The 16,933-nt window shown below is 62.8% G+C and carries 16 protein-coding genes and 2 riboswitches; of the genes, 5 read left to right on the top strand and 11 right to left on the bottom strand.

Annotation, left to right across the window (positions count from 1 at the left end):
* Positions 1-10 precede the first annotated feature (10 nt).
* Genes GH769_RS08920 through GH769_RS08900 form a run of 5 tightly spaced genes read right to left on the bottom strand, consistent with a single transcriptional unit; the run spans position 11 to position 3,840 of the window.
* Entirely contained in the window at positions 11-841 is an 831-nt protein-coding gene (locus GH769_RS08920) for a DUF2797 domain-containing protein (protein WP_032903556.1), read from the bottom strand.
* A complete protein-coding gene (locus tag GH769_RS08915) occupies positions 838-1,098 on the bottom strand; it encodes a YeaC family protein (protein WP_003190750.1) in 261 nt (86 codons plus the stop codon). The genes GH769_RS08920 and GH769_RS08915 overlap by 4 nt, the downstream gene beginning before the upstream one ends.
* Positions 1,099-1,112: 14 nt before the next feature.
* Complete coding sequence (locus GH769_RS08910; protein WP_019820232.1) at positions 1,113-1,982, bottom strand: rhomboid family intramembrane serine protease; 870 nt, start codon at positions 1,980-1,982, stop codon at positions 1,113-1,115.
* Complete coding sequence (locus GH769_RS08905; protein WP_162236638.1) at positions 1,979-2,953, bottom strand: metallophosphoesterase; 975 nt, start codon at positions 2,951-2,953, stop codon at positions 1,979-1,981. Before GH769_RS08905 ends, GH769_RS08910 begins: the two co-directional genes overlap by 4 nt.
* Positions 2,950-3,840 (bottom strand): NAD(+) kinase, encoded by an 891-nt coding sequence (locus GH769_RS08900; RefSeq protein WP_003217892.1) that lies wholly within the window; start codon positions 3,838-3,840, stop codon positions 2,950-2,952. The genes GH769_RS08905 and GH769_RS08900 overlap by 4 nt, the downstream gene beginning before the upstream one ends.
* Positions 3,841-3,984: 144 nt before the next feature.
* On the opposite strand from GH769_RS08900, the gene GH769_RS08895 reads away from it, so the two are divergent.
* Positions 3,985-4,932: a DUF1853 family protein gene (locus GH769_RS08895; protein WP_032903555.1), complete on the top strand. Its 948-nt coding sequence runs from the start codon at positions 3,985-3,987 to the stop codon at positions 4,930-4,932.
* A 322-nt stretch (positions 4,933-5,254) separates the two neighbouring features.
* Here GH769_RS08895 and GH769_RS08890 read toward each other — a convergent pair whose 3' ends face one another.
* The 5 genes from GH769_RS08890 to GH769_RS08870 form a co-directional block, all read right to left on the bottom strand.
* Positions 5,255-5,857: a VWA domain-containing protein gene (locus tag GH769_RS08890; protein WP_019820242.1), complete on the bottom strand. Its 603-nt coding sequence runs from the start codon at positions 5,855-5,857 to the stop codon at positions 5,255-5,257.
* A 53-nt stretch (positions 5,858-5,910) separates the two neighbouring features.
* Positions 5,911-6,915, bottom strand: a complete 1,005-nt coding sequence (locus tag GH769_RS08885; RefSeq protein ID WP_019820244.1) for an ATP-binding protein — start codon at positions 6,913-6,915, stop codon at positions 5,911-5,913.
* A gap of 125 nt (positions 6,916-7,040) precedes the next feature.
* Positions 7,041-10,802 (bottom strand): cobaltochelatase subunit CobN, encoded by a 3,762-nt coding sequence (gene cobN / locus GH769_RS08880; RefSeq protein ID WP_032903554.1) that lies wholly within the window; start codon positions 10,800-10,802, stop codon positions 7,041-7,043.
* A 2-nt stretch (positions 10,803-10,804) separates the two neighbouring features.
* Positions 10,805-11,866: a cobalamin biosynthesis protein CobW gene (gene cobW / locus GH769_RS08875; protein WP_014718278.1), complete on the bottom strand. Its 1,062-nt coding sequence runs from the start codon at positions 11,864-11,866 to the stop codon at positions 10,805-10,807.
* A 92-nt stretch (positions 11,867-11,958) separates the two neighbouring features.
* Positions 11,959-12,159: riboswitch (cobalamin riboswitch) on the bottom strand.
* 64 nt (positions 12,160-12,223) lie between these two features.
* Positions 12,224-13,591: a M10 family metallopeptidase C-terminal domain-containing protein gene (locus GH769_RS08870; protein WP_003190737.1), complete on the bottom strand. Its 1,368-nt coding sequence runs from the start codon at positions 13,589-13,591 to the stop codon at positions 12,224-12,226.
* A gap of 191 nt (positions 13,592-13,782) precedes the next feature.
* Positions 13,783-13,995: riboswitch (cobalamin riboswitch) on the top strand.
* A gap of 95 nt (positions 13,996-14,090) precedes the next feature.
* On the opposite strand from GH769_RS08870, the gene GH769_RS08865 reads away from it, so the two are divergent.
* From GH769_RS08865 to cobM, 4 genes are all read left to right on the top strand, one after another.
* A complete protein-coding gene (locus GH769_RS08865) occupies positions 14,091-14,279 on the top strand; it encodes a CbtB-domain containing protein (RefSeq protein ID WP_003190735.1) in 189 nt (62 codons plus the stop codon).
* 11 nt (positions 14,280-14,290) lie between these two features.
* Complete coding sequence (locus GH769_RS08860) at positions 14,291-14,995, top strand: CbtA family protein (RefSeq protein ID WP_020301552.1); 705 nt, start codon at positions 14,291-14,293, stop codon at positions 14,993-14,995.
* Positions 14,992-15,384, top strand: a complete 393-nt coding sequence (locus GH769_RS08855; protein WP_019820250.1) for a cobalamin biosynthesis protein — start codon at positions 14,992-14,994, stop codon at positions 15,382-15,384. Before GH769_RS08860 ends, GH769_RS08855 begins: the two co-directional genes overlap by 4 nt.
* A gap of 70 nt (positions 15,385-15,454) precedes the next feature.
* Positions 15,455-16,201, top strand: a complete 747-nt coding sequence (gene cobM, locus GH769_RS08850) for a precorrin-4 C(11)-methyltransferase (RefSeq protein WP_032903553.1) — start codon at positions 15,455-15,457, stop codon at positions 16,199-16,201.
* Positions 16,202-16,316: 115 nt separating this feature from the next.
* On the opposite strand, the gene nfuA is transcribed toward cobM, so the two are convergent.
* Complete coding sequence (gene nfuA, locus GH769_RS08845) at positions 16,317-16,901, bottom strand: Fe-S biogenesis protein NfuA (RefSeq protein ID WP_003190728.1); 585 nt, start codon at positions 16,899-16,901, stop codon at positions 16,317-16,319.
* Between the last annotated feature and the right edge of the window lie 32 nt (positions 16,902-16,933).

Below are 16,933 nucleotides of genomic sequence, written 5' to 3'. Positions count from 1 at the left end.
GGGGATCCTTCTACTGATGCACGGCGAGCTGATAGGCCGTGTATTTACGAATGTTGATGACGCCGGTGTCGAAGATCAGGTATTGGCCCTTGATCCCCAGCAGCGTGCCTTCGGCAATCGGGTTCTTGTCCAGGTTGAAGCTGACGATCTTGGTCGGATACTGCTCGACCGGGTAGCGGATTTCAATCGGCTCGATGTCGGCAATGGTTTGGATGGCTTGCAGGCCAAAGCGTTCCTGCAAACCCAGCAAGCCCTCGGCGCAAGAGGCGAACAGCCCATCACGCACCTGCTTGAGGTCCACCGCTTGCGCGTCGCCCTTGAGCAAGGCGCGCCAGTTGGTCTTGTCGGCCACCTGACTGCGGAACAGGTCTTCGACGAAGCCCGATTGCTGGCGTGTCGCCACGCGCATGATCGGCAGCGCCTGGCTGGCGCCCTGGTCCAGCCAACGGGTGGGCAACTGCGTAGCACGCGTAATGCCGACCTTGATGCCCGACGAGTTGGCCAGGTACACCACGTGGTCGGTCATGCAGAATGTCTCGCCCCAGCCCGGATCGCGGCAGGTACCGGCGTCGTAATGGCAACGCTCGGGGCTCATGATGCACAGGTCACACTGGGCCAGCTTGGTCATGCAGGGGTAGCAGTAGCCCTGGCTGAAGCTGGTCTTGGTCTTGCGCCCGCAATGGCTGCAATGAATCGCGCCCAGGTATTCCAGGCGGATATGGGTACCGATCAGCGGATTGACCGGCACCTCGGTGCTTCCTAAGCGAAAGGCGTATTGAACGGTCGGCTCACCGAGCTGCGCCGACATTTTGCTGACTGCACCGCGACCAATTTCAATCAATGGATCGCATCCGACTTGAACAGGATATTCGGTACTGGCGCGGATTTGGACGCGCACTCCTGCGGGCCCATATAGCCGGTGCGCTGCTCTTCGGGCAGGTTCTGGATCTCCCAGGCGATCATCGCTTGCAACGACAATTCGCGCTGCTCGGCGGTGAGCTTGCGGCCATCGGACCATTTACCAATCTCTACCGCGAGCTTGAGGCTCTCGTAGATGTCCGGGGTGATGTTTTCGATCATTTCAGCAAAAGAGGACATAAGGCTCTTCCTTATCAAAGAGACGCTTTGCGACGGTTGTACAAACCGCCGAGCAAACCCGTCAAGCAACCGATGACCAACCCGCCCACATGGGCCGCGTTGGCGATTTCGCCGAAACCGATCATCGAGACCAGCCCCGACAGGCAGAGCAACAACCACACCAGCATCATCACCAGCACCCCACGGGGCAGGCGATAGGCCGGGTTGGGCGACAATAATTGAAAGATCCAGCAGTGCCCGAGCAGGCCGTACAAAACGCCAGACAAGCCGCCAAACAAGCCGGGGCCACCGTAGGCGTATTGCACGTAGTTGGAGACCAGGCTGAACAACAGGGTCAGGCCCAGCAGGTTGATGCTGCCCTGGCGCGCTTCAATGCGCCGACCCAGCTCCCAGTACCACATGCCGTTCATCGCCAGATGCAGGATGCCGAAGTGGATCAGCATCGGCGTGACCAGGCGCCACCACTGCCCCGAGGCCAGGGTGTCAGCCAACGGCGTGAACTGGATGTACTCGCCCAGCACCCGGAACGGCAGGAAGGTCAGCCAGGCCATGGTTTGCAGGTTTTCACCCAGCAGGGTCACCGCACCCACAATCAGGCTGGCCAACAGCACCAGCGCGGTGACTGGGCTGTGGCGCACCTGCTGGACAAAACCTGGCCGCGCAACCGGCGCCTGCTCGGGAATGTCCAGTTGCTGGTCGGGGTCGCCAGCGGGGAAACGTTGATACAGCACGCGCACGTCGTCGCTGATGGCCTCGGGCACCCACAGCACCTGTTCACCGGCCTCCTCGCTGACGCGGTGCGGCACCTGCATGCGGTGCAGCAACTTGACGAAACCACCCAGGTCGACGCTCAGGGGCAAGCGCAATACAGCTACGGTACTCATGGAATGGCCTCTGGTCGCTCAACGTCGACCCATACGAATTTACGCGGATCCAGCTGGGTTTCCTGGTCCAGTCGATACGCCACCAGCTTGCCGTACAGCACCGCGCTGTAGTCCAGGCAGGCCAGGTTCGGGCGGATCGGCGCGGGTTTGCCGCTACGCCAGTAATGGCCGACGAACAACAACGGTTCATCGACGCCATAGCGCAGCAAAGAATTCTTTTGTGTGGACGACAACGGCGTGCGTGCCACCGGCTCCGGCAAGGCGTCGGGCTGGAACACGATGTCACCGTAGGTCTTGGGGTCGTCTTCCCAGAACTTGGTGCGAAAGAACGAACGCGTCAGGCCATCGCCACCGGTCAGGGTGAGCCCATCGGGCAGGCGCATATCGGTGCCGCGCAACAGGCGGTCGAATGCATTGCAGGCGAAACTGCCCGGTACGGCGGCGGCTTGCAGGAAGTGCGGGTCGATGCAGCCATCCGGGAAGGTGGCGCGCAGCGGCTGGATAAAACTGTCGTCCCAGCACGCGTGCACCACGCGGAAACGCCCGGCATCGACAAACAGCGGCATGTCGTAGAACCAGCCGAGGAAGTCGTGCCAATCAGCCGGGTGGTGTTCGAACTGGGTCAGGGTCTCGTGGATCAAGCGGGCGTGGCGCGGGTTGTGCTCACGCACAAACTGCTTGCCGCTGCCCGGCGGGGCCGGCGTGGTCCAGCCCAGCGCATTGAACTCGTGGTTGCCCATGATGCACAGCGCCTGGCCGGCCTCGGTCATATCGTGGACGATATGCAGCGCCTCACGGATGCGCGGGCCACGGTCGATGATATCGCCCAGGAACACCGCCATGCGTGACGGATGGCGCCAAGTGCCGCCCTGCTTGTGGTAACCCAATTGGTCGAGCAAGTGCTCAAGGGTATGAGCGCAACCGTGCACGTCACCAATCAGGTCGTAGCTACGCGCGGGATCGAGCATCAGTCGCCTCCACCTCCCAAGCGGCTGCCCCAGCCCAACTTGGTGCGGCACACTTCGTAGTAGTTGTGATCCAGCGGGTGGATCAAGCGCAACTTCTGTGCCTTCTTGCTCACGGTGATGGTGTCACCGGGGGCGCAGGTGAAATGGTTCTGCCCGTCGCAGGAGACTTGCGGGTAGATTTGCATGTCTTTGGACACCACGATTTTCAGCTCACTGTTGCCATCGACCACAATTGGCCGACTGGACAACATATGGGGGTACATCGGCACGATCACAATGGCATCGAGCTTGGGGTGCATGATCGGGCCGCCGGCCGACAGCGCGTAGGCGGTAGAACCGGTGGGTGTGGCGACGATCAGGCCGTCGGCCTTCTGGCTGCAGACGAACTGGCCGTCGATATACAGCTCGAACTCGATCATGCGCGTGGATTTGCCGGGGTGCAGCACCACGTCGTTAAGGGCATCGCCCTGGCCGATCGCCTCGCCATGGCGGCGCACTTCGGCCTGCAGCAGGAAGCGGTTCTCCACCAGGTAATGGCCGTCGAGCACCTTGGCCACTTCGACTTCCAGCTCATCGGGGCGGATGTCGGTGAGGAAGCCCAGGCTGCCGCGGTTGATCCCCAGCACCGGCACGTTATGGCGCGCCAGCGCCCGGGCAGCGCCGAGCAGGCTGCCATCGCCACCGACCACGATGACCATGTCGCACACCTCGCCGAGCATCTTGCGCGACGAGGTTTGCAGGCCGTGGCCAGGGAGGATTTCAGCGATGGTGTCTTCGAGGATCACATGCAGGTGGCGCTCGAGCAGAAACTTCTTCAGCCGGCGGACGGTGTCCAACACCTGGGTACTGCCCAGGCGACCGATAATGCCGATATTGCGAAATTGCTCCATGGGGCTCCTGCTGGATCTGGGGTGAGGCAAAAAGAGCGATTATGGGCGAAAGGCCGCCTCAGGCAAAATCCTTTGTCGCCGCCAAGCCTTGATGACAATGGTTCTCAGGCACCTTCTGCGCGCTGAAAAGGCTATGCTCGGACCATGACGCCATTCCCCGACTTGCACACCCTGCCCCGCCAACTGCGCCACCCCGAGGTGCGCGACCTGGCGTGGGTGATGCTCGCACCACCGATGCTGGCGCAGACGCCTTGGCCGCAGCGCCATCCGCTGGCGGGCAGTGACTGGGTGCAAGCCCCTCACCAACTCGAAGCCTGGCTGCGCCAGCTGGACCAGGACAGCAGCGCGTTGCAGCAGTGGTTGAGCCTGGCACGTACCCGGCGCCTGGGTCTGTACTACGAGCGCTTGTGGCAATTTGCGGTGCAGCATGCGCCGGGCGTGGAGTTGCTGGCCGCCAACCTGCCGATCCGCCGTGCCGGGCACACGCTGGGCGAGTTGGACATGCTGCTGCGCGACCGCGATGGGGTGCACCACCTGGAACTGGCGATCAAACTCTACCTGGGCCCGCAGGACGGCAACGGCCAGGACGCTACGCAATGGCTGGGGCCTGGCTGCCATGATCGGCTGGACCGCAAGCTGGCACACCTGGCCGAGCATCAATTGCCAATCTCTGCGCGGGCAGAAAGCCGCGGGGCCTTGGCGGCACTGGATATCCAAGCGTTCGATGCGCACTTGTGGCTCGGCGGCTATCTGCTCTACCCCTGGCCCGGCGCGGCGCTCTCCCCCCTCGGCGCTCACCCGCAGCACCTGCGTGGACGCTGGTTGCATCAGCGCGACTGGACAGACTTTGTCAGCACCCGCCCAGAGGGCCGTTGGCAACCCCTGCCCCGCCATGCCTGGCTGGCGCCCGCGCATTACCCGGCCGATAAAGTGTGGAGTGAAGTGCAGATGCAAGGTTGGCTGGCAGACCTGGACCCGATGGCCCCGGCGCAGTTGCTGGTGCGCATGGTGCCGAACGGTGAGGAGTGGGAAGAAGCAGAGCGGTTGTTTCTGGTGGCCGATCTTTGGCCGAATGTACCGGGGACAGGCTGATAGGTGTGCGGTGTAATTGAGGGCCTCATCGCAGGCAAGCCAGCTCCCACATGGAACCGGCGGCGCCGCCACAATGTGGGAGCTGGCTTGCCTGCGATGGCGATAGCCCAGGCGCTACAGCTTATCGATGTGCTGATACTCCAACTGAAGCCACACCGTTTGACGCGCCGCCTATCCCTGTGGGAGCTGGCTTGCCTGCGATGGCGATAGCCCAGGCGCTACAGCTTATCGATGTGCTGATAATCCAACTGAAGCCACACTGTTTGACGCGCCGCCTATCCCTGTGGGAGCTGGCTTGCCTGCGATGGCGATAGCCCAGGCGCTACAACTTATCGATGTGCTGATACTCCAACTGCAATCCGACCGCCAATTCCTCAGCACGCCCCAACCTGATAGGCCCACGTTCGATGTCAATCAGCATGCCTGGACACTCCAACCGCGGCAGCGCGCCCGTCGCCTTGAGCCGCCCATCGGTCACCACCAGCAGCTTCTGTTGCTCGGCCCGATAGCGCTTGCGCCGTGCCGCCAACCAATGCCCCGCCTCCGTCAGCGCAGCCAGCAACGGCGTCCCGCCGCCTGCTCCCAACTGCCCCAACCAATCGGCCAAGCCTTTCGCCGCCTTCAAGCCTTGCACCTGCCACTTCGGCGATTGCCCGCTGGCCGTCAATAACGCCATGCGCGCCCGTTGCCGATAAGCATCGTCAAACAGCTGAGCCAACAACCCCTTGGCATCGGTCAACGCCCGATGGCGCCGCGTGGACGCCGAGGCATCGACAATCACCAACCACAGTTCAGGAGCCGACCGGCTACGCAGGTGGAACAGCAGGTCCTCACGGCATTGCGGCCGCCCACCCAGCAACGTGCCCGGCCAATTGATCGCCCCGCGCTGTGCGCTGCGGGCCTTGCCCTGCCGGCCAGTGTTCAATCGCCCCGCCTGGGGCCGGGCATCCGCCCCCGTGTCAGCTCGGGGGCGGATGCCTAGGGCTTTTTTGGCCAGGTGGGTACATCGCGGCGGGTGCCCGTGGGCAAGGCGGGTGCGGGCATATCGCCCCACTGGCCTTGGCCGGGCGAGGGGTCAGAGGGTGACGATGACGGCCCGTCATTCGGCGGGGGCGGCGCGCCTGCAGGCGCTTGCTGCTGACGTCGATGGCGCAAGGCGAACTCCGCCACCGCGTCGATATCGTCCTGCTCGATAGCGACGGCGCCACGCCACGCCGCATGGGCACGGGCGCCACGCAACCAGACCAGGTCGGCACGCAGGCCGTCGACCCCTGCGGCAAAGCAGCGCTCGGTGATGTGGGCCAACGCCTGGTCATCCAGGGCGATACTGTCTAGCCGTGCCCGCGCCAGGGTGCAGCGTTCGCGCAAGGCAGCTTGCGCTGGCGCCCACTGCGCGCAGAACGCCGCCGGGTCAGTGTCGAAATCCAGGCGACGCCGAATGATCTGCCCGCGCTCGGCGGGCAAGGTTTGCCCGCTCAAGGCCACGTTGAAACCGAAGCGGTCGAGCAACTGCGGGCGCAGCTCGCCCTCCTCCGGGTTCATGGTGCCGATCAGTACAAAGCGCGCCGCATGGCGATGGGAAATCCCGTCGCGTTCGATCAGGTTGGTGCCGCTGGCGGCTACGTCCAGCAGCAGGTCCACCAAGTGGTCGGCCAGCAGGTTGACTTCATCCACGTACAACACCCCGCCGTCGGCCTTGGCCAACACGCCGGGGGAGAATTGCGCGCGGCCTTCGCCCAGCGCGGCATCCAGGTCCAGGGTGCCGACCAGGCGCTCTTCGGTCGCGCCCAGGGGCAAAGTGACAAACTGCCCGCTGGCCAGCAGGTCTGCCAGCCCGCGGGCCAGAGTCGACTTGGCCATGCCCCGTGGCCCTTCGATCAGCACGCCGCCGATCTTCGGGTCGATGGCCGCCAGGCACAGCGCGAGCTTCAAGTCATCGGCGCCGACCACGGCGGACAGCGGAAAATGGGGAGTATCAGTCATAGTCAACTCTTAATAGCTCGTTCCAACGCTCCCGCGTGGGAACGCTTCGCTGGACGCTCGGCGTCCGTTCTTGTGACGCAGAGCGTCACGGGCTGCATTCCCACGCGGAGCGTGGGAACAATCACTCAGCTGTCTTCTTCTATGTCCAGCAACAGGTTTTCCAAGGCTTCGCGGTACGCCCCCGGTGCCTGCCACAAGCCACGTTGCTGGGCTTCGAGCATGCGCTCGGTCATGTCGCGCAGGGCATCGGGGTTGTGCTGTTGCACAAAGGCACGGGTATCAGGGTCCAGCAGGTAGGCATCGGCGAGCAAGGCGTATTGGTGATCGTCAATCAGCGCGGTGGTAGCGTCGAAGGCGAACAGGTTGTCCACGGTCGCGGCCATTTCAAACGCGCCTTTATAGCCATGGCGCTTCACGCCCTCGATCCACTTGGGGTTGGCCGCGCGGGAACGGATCACCCGGTTGAGCTCTTCCTTCAAGGTGCGGATTTTCGGCACGTCCGGCTGGCTGTGGTCGCCATGGTAGCTGGCGGCCTTTTCGCCGCTCAGGGTTTCCACGGCGGCCAGCATGCCGCCCTGGAATTGGTAATAGTCGTTGGAGTCGAGCAAGTCGTGCTCGCGATTGTCCTGGTTCTGCAACACCGCCTGCACCTGGCTCAACCGCTGGGCAAATTGCTCGCGGGCCGCAGTGCCTTCGTCAGCCCCCCCGTAAGCGTAGCCACCCCAGTTCAGGTAGACCTCGGCCAAGTCCTCGCGGCTCTGCCACAAGCGCCCGTCAATCGCGCCCTGCACGCCCGCGCCATAGGCACCCGGTTTGGCGCCGAAAATGCGCCAGCCGGCTTGCTTGGCCGCGGCACCTTCATCCAGGCCCGCCTCAAGCAATGCTTGGCGTTCACTGCGCACTTTGGCGGCCAGCGGGTTCATGTCGTCGGGTTCATCCAGGGCCGCCACCGCCTGCACCGCCGCATCGAACAGGCGGATCAGGTTGGCAAACGCATCGCGGAAGAACCCGGACACGCGCAGGGTCACGTCCACGCGCGGACGGTCCAATAAGCTGATCGGCAGGATCTCGAAATCGTCCACCCGCTGGCTGCCGGTGGCCCATACCGGGCGCACGCCCATCAGCGCCATGGCTTGGGCGATATCGTCCCCGCCAGTGCGCATGGTGGCAGTGCCCCATACCGACAGGCCGAGCTGACGCAGGTGGTCACCGTGGTCTTGCAGGTGCCGCTCAAGAATCAGGTTGGCCGACTGGAATCCGAGACGCCAGGCCGTGGTGGTTGGCAGGTTGCGTACGTCCACGGTAAAGAAGTTACGCCCCGTAGGCAGCACATCCAGCCGACCGCGACTCGGCGCACCGCTGGGCCCCGCCGGGACAAAACGCCCACTCAAGGCATCGAGCAAGCCACGCATCTCTGCGGGGCCGCAGGCATCCAGGCGTGGCGCGACGACGATGCGCAGGCCTTCGATCACCGCCTTCACCTCCTGCCAGCCGGGCTCTTCCAACTGTTCGATGGGGCCTTCCAGTGCCTGCTCGATCAAGCGCGCCGCGTACAACTCCAGACGTTCACGGGTATCCCCGGCCGTACGCCACAGCTGATCGTCAATCTTCTGCAACACCAACGGGCGCCGCCCCGTCCAGGGCTCGGCCAGTGCGCAATCGAGCGGATCAAGCCCCAGATCGAATGCCTTGGCCAACACTCGCAGCAGGCTCGACTGCGGGCCCCGGCCATCGCCACGGGGAATGCGCAACAGCGCCAGCAAGGTGTCGATACGCAAGCGGCCCTCGGGCGACTCGCCAAAGATATGCAGGCCATCGCGGATCTGCGATTCCTTCAAGTCGCACAGGTAGGTATCCAGGCGCGGCAGCCACACCGCCGCGTCCGCCTCACTGCCCAGTTCAAGCTCCTGGTCGATACGGGTTTCGCGCACCAGTTTGAGGATGTCTTTTTGCAGCTCCAGCGCACGGCGCGGGTCGAGCAATTGCGCCTCGTAATATTCGTCGGCCAATAACTCAAGGTCACGCAGCGGGCCGTAGGTTTCGGCGCGGGTCAGCGGTGGCATCAGATGGTCGATGATCACCGCCTGGGTGCGCCGCTTGGCCTGGGCGCCCTCACCCGGGTCGTTGACGATAAACGGGTAGATATTCGGCAGCGGCCCCAGCAATGCATCCGGCCAGCAGTGCTCCGACAGGCCCACGCCTTTGCCGGGCAGCCACTCCAGGTTGCCGTGCTTGCCCACATGGATCACGCCGTGGGCGCCGTAGGTATGGCGTAGCCAGAAATAGAACGCCAGGTAGCCATGGGGCGGCACCAGGTCCGGGTCGTGGTACACCGCGCTGGCATCTACCTGGTAACCCCGGGCCGGCTGGATGCCGACAAAGGTCAGGCCCAGGCGCAGGCCGGCGACCATCAAGCGGCCATCGCGGCACATCGGATCGTTTTGCGGCGCGCCCCAACGCTCCAGCACGGCCTGGCGATTGGAGGCCGGCAAACGATCAAACATCGCCTGGTATTCCACAAGGCTCAGGCTTTGATGGCAGGGGCGCAGGTCGAGGCTGTCGAGATCGTTGGTGACGCCGCCGAGCAGTTCATGGATCAGCGCGGTGCCGCTGTCGGGCAGCCGCTCCGCCACCGGGTAGCCCTCGGCTTGCAAGGCGCGCAGGATATTCAGCGCTGCCGCAGGGGTGTCCAGGCCTACGCCATTGCCGATGCGACCGTCGCGGGTCGGGTAGTTGGCGAGGATCAACGCAATCCGTTTCTCGGCATTGGGCACCCGCGCCAACTCGACCCAACGGCGTGCCAGCTCAGCGACAAAATCCATGCGTTCGGGCGCTGCGCGGTAGCACACCACGTCCGACTGGCTGCGCTCGCTGCGCCATGCCAGATCCTTGAAACTGATCGGCCGGCTGATGATGCGCCCGTCCAACTCCGGCAAGGCAATGTGCATCGCCAGGTCGCGGGGCCCCAGGCCTTGTTCGCTGGCCTGCCAGCCGGGCTGGTTGTCCTGGGCGCAGATCGCCTGGATCACCGGGATATTACGGCGAAACGGGCGCAAATGCGGCGCTTCCGGGCTCGATTGGGCAAAGCCGGTGGTGTTCAGAATTACCGCGGCTTGCACGTCATCCAGCAGGTCCTCGACCACCGTGAGGCAGCCGGGTTCTTTCAAACTGGCCACCGCGACAGGCAAGGGGTTGAGGCCCGCCGCCTGTAAGCGCTGGCAGAACACATCAATAAAACCGGTATTGGCCGCCTGTAAATGGGAGCGGTAGAACAGCACCGCAGCCACCGGCCAATCAGCGTGCCAATCGGCCTGCCAGTCATTGAGGCGGGCATTGGCGTTGTGCGGGTGATAGATCGCCGTGCGCGGCAGCGCTTGCGGCTCGGCCCAGGCATAGTCGCGTCCCAGGTGGGCACTGGCCAGGCAGTGGTAAAAATCCAGGGCATTGCCCAGGCCACCTTGGCGCAGGAAGTGCCACAGGCGCTCGCGGTGTTCGGCCGCAACGGTGCTCAGGCCGCTGAGTTCCGGGTCTGGGCGGTCGTCACCCGGCACCAGGATCAGGGTGACGCCGCGTTCGGCCAACTCCACCAGGCGCTCGATGCCGTAGCGCCAATACCCGATGCCGCCGTGCAATGACAGCAGGATGACCTTGGCGTGGCGCAATACCTCGTCGACGTACAGGTCGACCGAGGCATGGTTCTGCACCTGCATTGGGTTGGCCAGGCGCAGGCTGGGGTAATCCTCGGGCAATTGCTGGGCGGCTTCGGCGAGCAGCGCCAGGCTGGAATCGCCGCTGCACAGGATCACCAGTTCAGCGGGGGTCTGGCCAAGGTCGGCAATATTGTCGTCCGCGACGAAACCACCGGGTTGGGTCCTGAGCAGGTGCATGGTTAAACGCTGAGGGCAGCGCGCAATTGCGCTTCGAGGCCGGCGGCGTCCAGTTCCTGGCCGATCAGCACCAGGCGCGTGGTGCGTGCTTCGTCAGCGCCCCAGGCACGGTCGAAGTGCTTGTCAAAGCGCGTGCCCACGCCCTGGATCAGCAGGCGCATCGGTTTGTTGGGGATCGCGGCGAACCCTTTCACACGCAGGATGCCGTGCTGCACCACCAATTGGGTCAGGGCGTCGAGCAGCAGCGCCTCATCGGCTTGGGGCAAGTCGATGGAGATGGAGTCGAAGGCATCGTGATCGTGGTCGTCTTCACCTTCGTGGTGATGGTCGTGATGGCTGTGACGCCCGTCGATATGTTCCTCGGAACCGGCGCCCAGGCCGATCAGCACGTCCAGAGGCAGGCGACCGCTGCTGGCTTCGATGATCTTCACCGCGGCCGGCAGTTCTTCGGCGACCTCCAGGCGCACGCGGGCCAGGTCTTCGGCGCTGATCAGGTCGCTTTTGTTGAGGATCACCAGGTCGGCGCTGGCCAGTTGGTCGGCGAACAGCTCATGCAACGGCGACTCGTGGTCCAGGTTCGGGTCAAGTTTGCGCTGGGCGTCGACCTGGTCCGGGAAGGCGGCAAAGGTACCGGCGGCCACGGCCGGGCTGTCGACCACGGTGATCACCGCGTCAACGGTGCAGGCGCTGCGGATTTCCGGCCACTGGAAGGCTTGCACCAACGGCTTGGGCAGGGCCAGGCCCGAGGTTTCGATGAGGATATGGTCCAGGTCACCGCGACGGGCGACCAATTCGCGCATCACCGGAAAGAACTCTTCCTGCACCGTGCAGCACAGGCACCCGTTGGCCAGTTCGTAGACGCGGCCATTGGCTTCTTCTTCGGTGCAACCGATAGAACACTGCTTGAGGATTTCACCGTCGATGCCCAGCTCGCCGAACTCGTTGACGATCACCGCAATGCGACGGCCCTGGGCGTTGTCGAGCATATGGCGCAACAGCGTGGTTTTGCCCGAGCCAAGGAAGCCGGTAACGATGGTGACGGGAAGTTTGGCCAGTGTTTTCATCGAATGCCCTTTGGGGCGGGCATACGGGACGACAGGCCCTGCGGCGGCGCGCAGCAGCGGATTTCGTCACCGGATCACCCCGCCCGGTTGAATTGGAAAATCAGTGGCGAGGCAGGTCTCCTGGCTAGGGGTGTGCAGGTCTTGCGACCAACGCTGACTGCGCCTTCCCGCCCTATCGGCAGTGGCGTGGCAGTCAACTGAACCCTTCACAGTTGCGGGGGCAGCCGCGGCTTGAACCGCGTTCCCTTCTTAGCTTCGGCCTGGGCCGAAGAACCTCGAGGGTGCAAGGCTACGCAGTGCACGGCAGGCGGTCAATGCTCAAGCACCTACCGGCAAGTCGGTCCAGGCAGCGGCCAACTAGGCGTAGCGCTGCCTGCCAGGATTGGCGGTGATGATGTCGGGCACATTGATCGGGCCGTAAGCCTTGAGGAAAAAATCAAATCGGCCATTCCCTGTGAGGTCGATGGCCAGCCTAGACAGGTTAGTCGTACGGTTGTAATCCAGAATCGCTTCACCTGGTTTGCCCGTCAGCCGCCTGACGAACCTCAGGGCATCAACCCCCGCGTTGCCCAGCAGGTTCGACAGATCGATTCTGTCCACACCCGTGACAAAATCCATAATCTGATCGGGATATTCCGGCGTGGAGTCGCTGGCATTGTCGTAAGCGAAGGTGTCAGCGCCCCCCGCACCTCGGAGTCGATCCGCACCCGCCCCACCTTTAAGCACGTTGTTTGCTTGGTTACCAATGATCGAGTCATGCCCGGAGCCGCCGATTGCATTCTCCAGCGTAACCCCCTTGGCAATGGAAACATTCCCCACCAGGCCGCCAACATCCGAAAAGGACTCCGCCCGCAAATTGATAGTCTGGTTTTGGTGATACTTGGAAAAGTCCAACGTATCGACACCACCACCGTCCCATACACAAAACAAGGCCGTATCGTGACGCGAGTTCAACTCCAAATAGTCTCGTCCCGCATTGGAGTTGAAGCCATAGGTGGTATCTGAATTGCGCGTCGTGTTATTGGCACCATAAACCCGCTGCGCAGCGGCGATATCATCCATCATCGGCGCCGACGGTAACTTTCCATTGAAGTGTTTACCCGCTTCAGGTGCATCGAAGTAGCTCATCACGCTGTAAGCCCGCGTATCCTGAGCATATAAGGCGTGATCGCGGTAATTGGGATTACCAAAATTATAGGTGCCTGGGTGTAACAGGCCCAGGTTGTGCCCAATTTCATGGGTCAGGGTCATTCGCCCATGGTTGTGCAAGGCTGGATTAGTATTGGTGCCAAATCGGGGATTGATCAGCACTTTACCTTCCTGGCCCGGATACTGGCCGAAGGCGACCTCGTAGTCCGTGCTATTGGAGAACGCTAGAAGCCCCTCGGGGCGACGACTGCCTTCCTGGAATGAAACATTCGCGACATCCTCCCACGATTGCATCGAGCGCCGGGCCTGCTCTTTCTGGGTCGCATTGAACGCCGTGTGCCCTCTTGCGTGCTTGTTGAATGAATAGGAGATCTGCGTGATGCCGTCGCGATTGGCGTCAAACCAACGATGGCCGGTTCGAGTGATTTGACGCGCGGCCTGATCAACCGTGAAAGAGGGTTTATCAACGTTCGATTCAGAGGGGTCGTTGGGCCTGAGGGTCGCATCGGCCACCGCTGATTGCTGATCGCCAGCAAGCGGCGCATGAAAACTTTGCAGCGTATTGGAAAGTCGCATAAAGCCCACCGTTAATTTCAATGTTGCGCGGGGAGATAAACCGGGTTTCCTTCTGAGTTATCGAAAAAAGCGCAGGCGTTCCCAAACACTTCATACATCGCGTGTCTGCCTATTGCGTCTGCAAATACTTCATCGCCGTGTACTTCGTAGGTGTCCTCATCCAATTGACGCTGACCTGCACACCATGCTCTCCTACACACCTTGTTTCGGGTGCCCTTCACAGGGTGAAACGGGAAACCGGTGCGTCAAATCCAATGACAAGTCCGGTGCTGCCCCCGCAACGGTAAGCGAGCGAAGCGTCATGGCCACTGTGCTTTTGCATGGGAAGGCGATGCTTTCAGGAGGACTCTTTGATGAGCCGCCCCTCGCAAGCCCGGAGACCGGCCCGAAAAAATCAGATAACAAACCCGCGGTGGGCGGGCGCTGTTCGAACCCTGCGTGCCTGGCGCGTGGGGTTTTCATGCGCTCGTTTCACCCTGACACCTGAAAGGGACGCGCCATGTCGATCATCAGCAGCACTTCGCACACCGCCACTAGCACCGCCACCCTCAGCCAACGCCTGACCGCCGCCATCGGTGCGTCGATCCTTGGCGCGTGCCTGGTGTATTTCGCCGGGTTCTCGCATATCGAGGCAGTGCACAACGCCGCCCACGATACCCGCCACAGCGCCGCGTTCCCGTGCCATTGAGAGCTGCCGACATGATCAAGCGTATTGCGCAAACCGCAGGTTTCACTGGGCTATTGGCTGCCTTGCTGCTGACCCTGCTGCAAAGTTTCTGGGTGGCACCGCTGATTCTGCAGGCGGAAAGCTTTGAAAAAGCCCCGCCAGCCGCCGAAATGGTGCATGAGCACGCCGCTGGCGCTGCAGCCCACAGCCACGATGCCCAAGCCTGGGAGCCGGAAGATGGCTGGCAGCGGGTGTTGTCCACCACTGGAGGCAACCTGGTGGTGGCCGTAGGCTTTGCACTGATGCTCGCCGGCCTCTACACGCTGCGTGCGCCGACCCGCACCGCGCAAGGCCTGCTCTGGGGCCTGGCCGGCTACGCGACCTTTGTACTGGCCCCCACCCTGGGCCTGCCACCGGAACTGCCGGGCACTGCGGCGGCGGACCTGACACTGCGCCAGACCTGGTGGATCGGCACCGCAGCCTCCACCGCCGCCGGCCTGGCGCTGATCGTGTTCGGCCGCAACTGGCTGTTGAAAGGCCTTGGGCTGGCGATTCTTGCCGTGCCCCACGTCATCGGCGCGCCGCAGCCTGAGGTACATTCGATGCTGGCCCCGGAGGCGCTCGAAGCGCAGTTCAAGATCGCCTCGCAATTGACCAACGTCGCTTTCTGGCTGGCCTTGGGCCTGATCAGCGCCTGGTTGTTCCGCCGCAACCGCGACGACCAATACTCGGCATGATCCTGGTTGTCGGCTTGGGCTGCCAGCGGGGCTGTGAGGTTCACAGCCTGCTGGCGTTGCTAGACAGCGCCCTGGTCGAGGCCGGCATTGATCGCTCACGCGTGACCGCGCTGGCAAGCATTGACCACAAACGCGAGGAACCTGGGCTGCTGGCACTGGCCCAGCGATCGAACCTGCCCTTGCAGTGCTTCAGCGCCGAGCACCTGGCGGGCTATGAACATCGGCTGAGCCATCGCTCAGCGCTGGCTTTTGCCCACACCGGCTGTTACGGCGTGGCCGAAAGCGCCGCCCTGGCCCTGGCCGAACAGCTGTCCGACAGCCCTGCCCGCCTGCTGATCACCCGTCAAAAAAGCGCGCAGGCCACCTTTGCGTTAGCCTGCGCGGGTTAAAAACCCGATAATTTCCGCTCTTGAGCATGAGCCGTGTTCATGCTCGCCCGTTTTTCAACAGGATTTCTCCATGACCGTCTACTTTATCGGCGCCGGCCCCGGTGACCCGGAATTGATCACCGTCAAGGGCCAGCGGCTGATCCGCAGTTGCCCGGTGATCATCTACGCCGGCTCGCTGGTGCCCGCCGCCGTGCTGGAAGGTCATCAGGCGCTCCAGGTGGTCAACAGCGCCGAACTGCACCTGGAGCAGATCATCGAGCTGATCAAGACGGCCCATGCCCAAGGCCAGGACGTGGCGCGGGTGCACTCCGGTGATCCCAGCCTGTATGGGGCGATTGGTGAACAAATACGCCATTTGCGTGAGCTGGGCATCCCTTTCCAGATCATTCCAGGGGTCACGGCGGTCGCCGCGTGCGCGGCCCTGCTGGAGACCGAACTGACCCTGCCGGACATCGCCCAAAGCGTGATCCTGACCCGTTACGCCGATAAAACCCGCATGCCTCCCGGTGAAGACTTCGACAGCCTGGCGCGACATGGCACCACGATGGCGATTCATCTGGGGGTCAATCATCTGGAGAAAATCGTTGCCGAGCTGCTGCCGCATTACGGTTCGGACTGCCCGATTGCCGTGGTACACCGTGCCACCTGGCCGGATCAGGATTGGGTGGTCGGTACGCTGAGTGACATTGCCGAGAAAGTTGCGGCGAAGGGGTTTCGGCGGACAGCGTTGATTGTGGTGGGGCAGGTGTTGGCCAGTGACAGCTTCAGCGAGTCGTCGCTGTACCGCGCAGGGCATGCGCACCTCTATCGCCCCTGAAGCCAGCTCCCACACTTGATCTGCTTTATCAGATATATTTTGCAACTCTATGAATTTAAATAATAAAAAACGGCGCTCACGGGCGCCGTTCTTTTGTTCGCAGTGAACACCTTACTCAGTAGTAGGCGTTTTCTTTCTGCGTGTGGTCAGTCACGTCACGTACACCCTTGAGTTCAGGAATACGTTCCAGCAGCGTGCGCTCGATGCCCTCACGCAAGGTCACGTCCGCCTGGCCGCAGCCCTGGCAGCCGCCGCCGAATTTCAGCACGGCGATACCGTCATCCACCACGTCGATCAGACTCACCTGGCCGCCGTGGCTGGCCAACCCCGGGTTGATCTCGGTTTGCAGGTAGTAGTTGATACGCTCATTGACCGGGCTGTCGGCGTTGACGTTCGGCACCTTGGCGTTGGGGGCCTTGATGGTCAACTGGCCGCCCATACGGTCGGTGGCGTAGTCGACCACGGCGTCGTCCAGGAAGGCTTCGCTGAAGGCATCGATGTACGCGGTGAAGCTTTTGAGCCCCAGGGCGGTGTCTTCAGGCTTCTCTTCGCCGGGCTTGCAGTAGGCAATGCAAGTCTCGGCATACTGGGTGCCGGGCTGGGTGATAAAGACGCGGATGCCGATACCCGGGGTGTTCTGCTTGGACAGCAGGTCAGCCAGGTAATCGTGGGCGGCGTCGGTAATGGTTATGGCAGTCATGGAAACTCCTCACAGGCTTGCCCGCAGTTTAC

This window comes from Pseudomonas sp. CFSAN084952 (assembly GCF_009648855.1).
GTDB classification, from domain to species: domain Bacteria; phylum Pseudomonadota; class Gammaproteobacteria; order Pseudomonadales; family Pseudomonadaceae; genus Aquipseudomonas; species Aquipseudomonas paracarnis.
The sequence above is the reverse complement of the archived record's forward strand: the minus strand, read 5'-3'. Positions and strand labels throughout refer to the sequence as shown.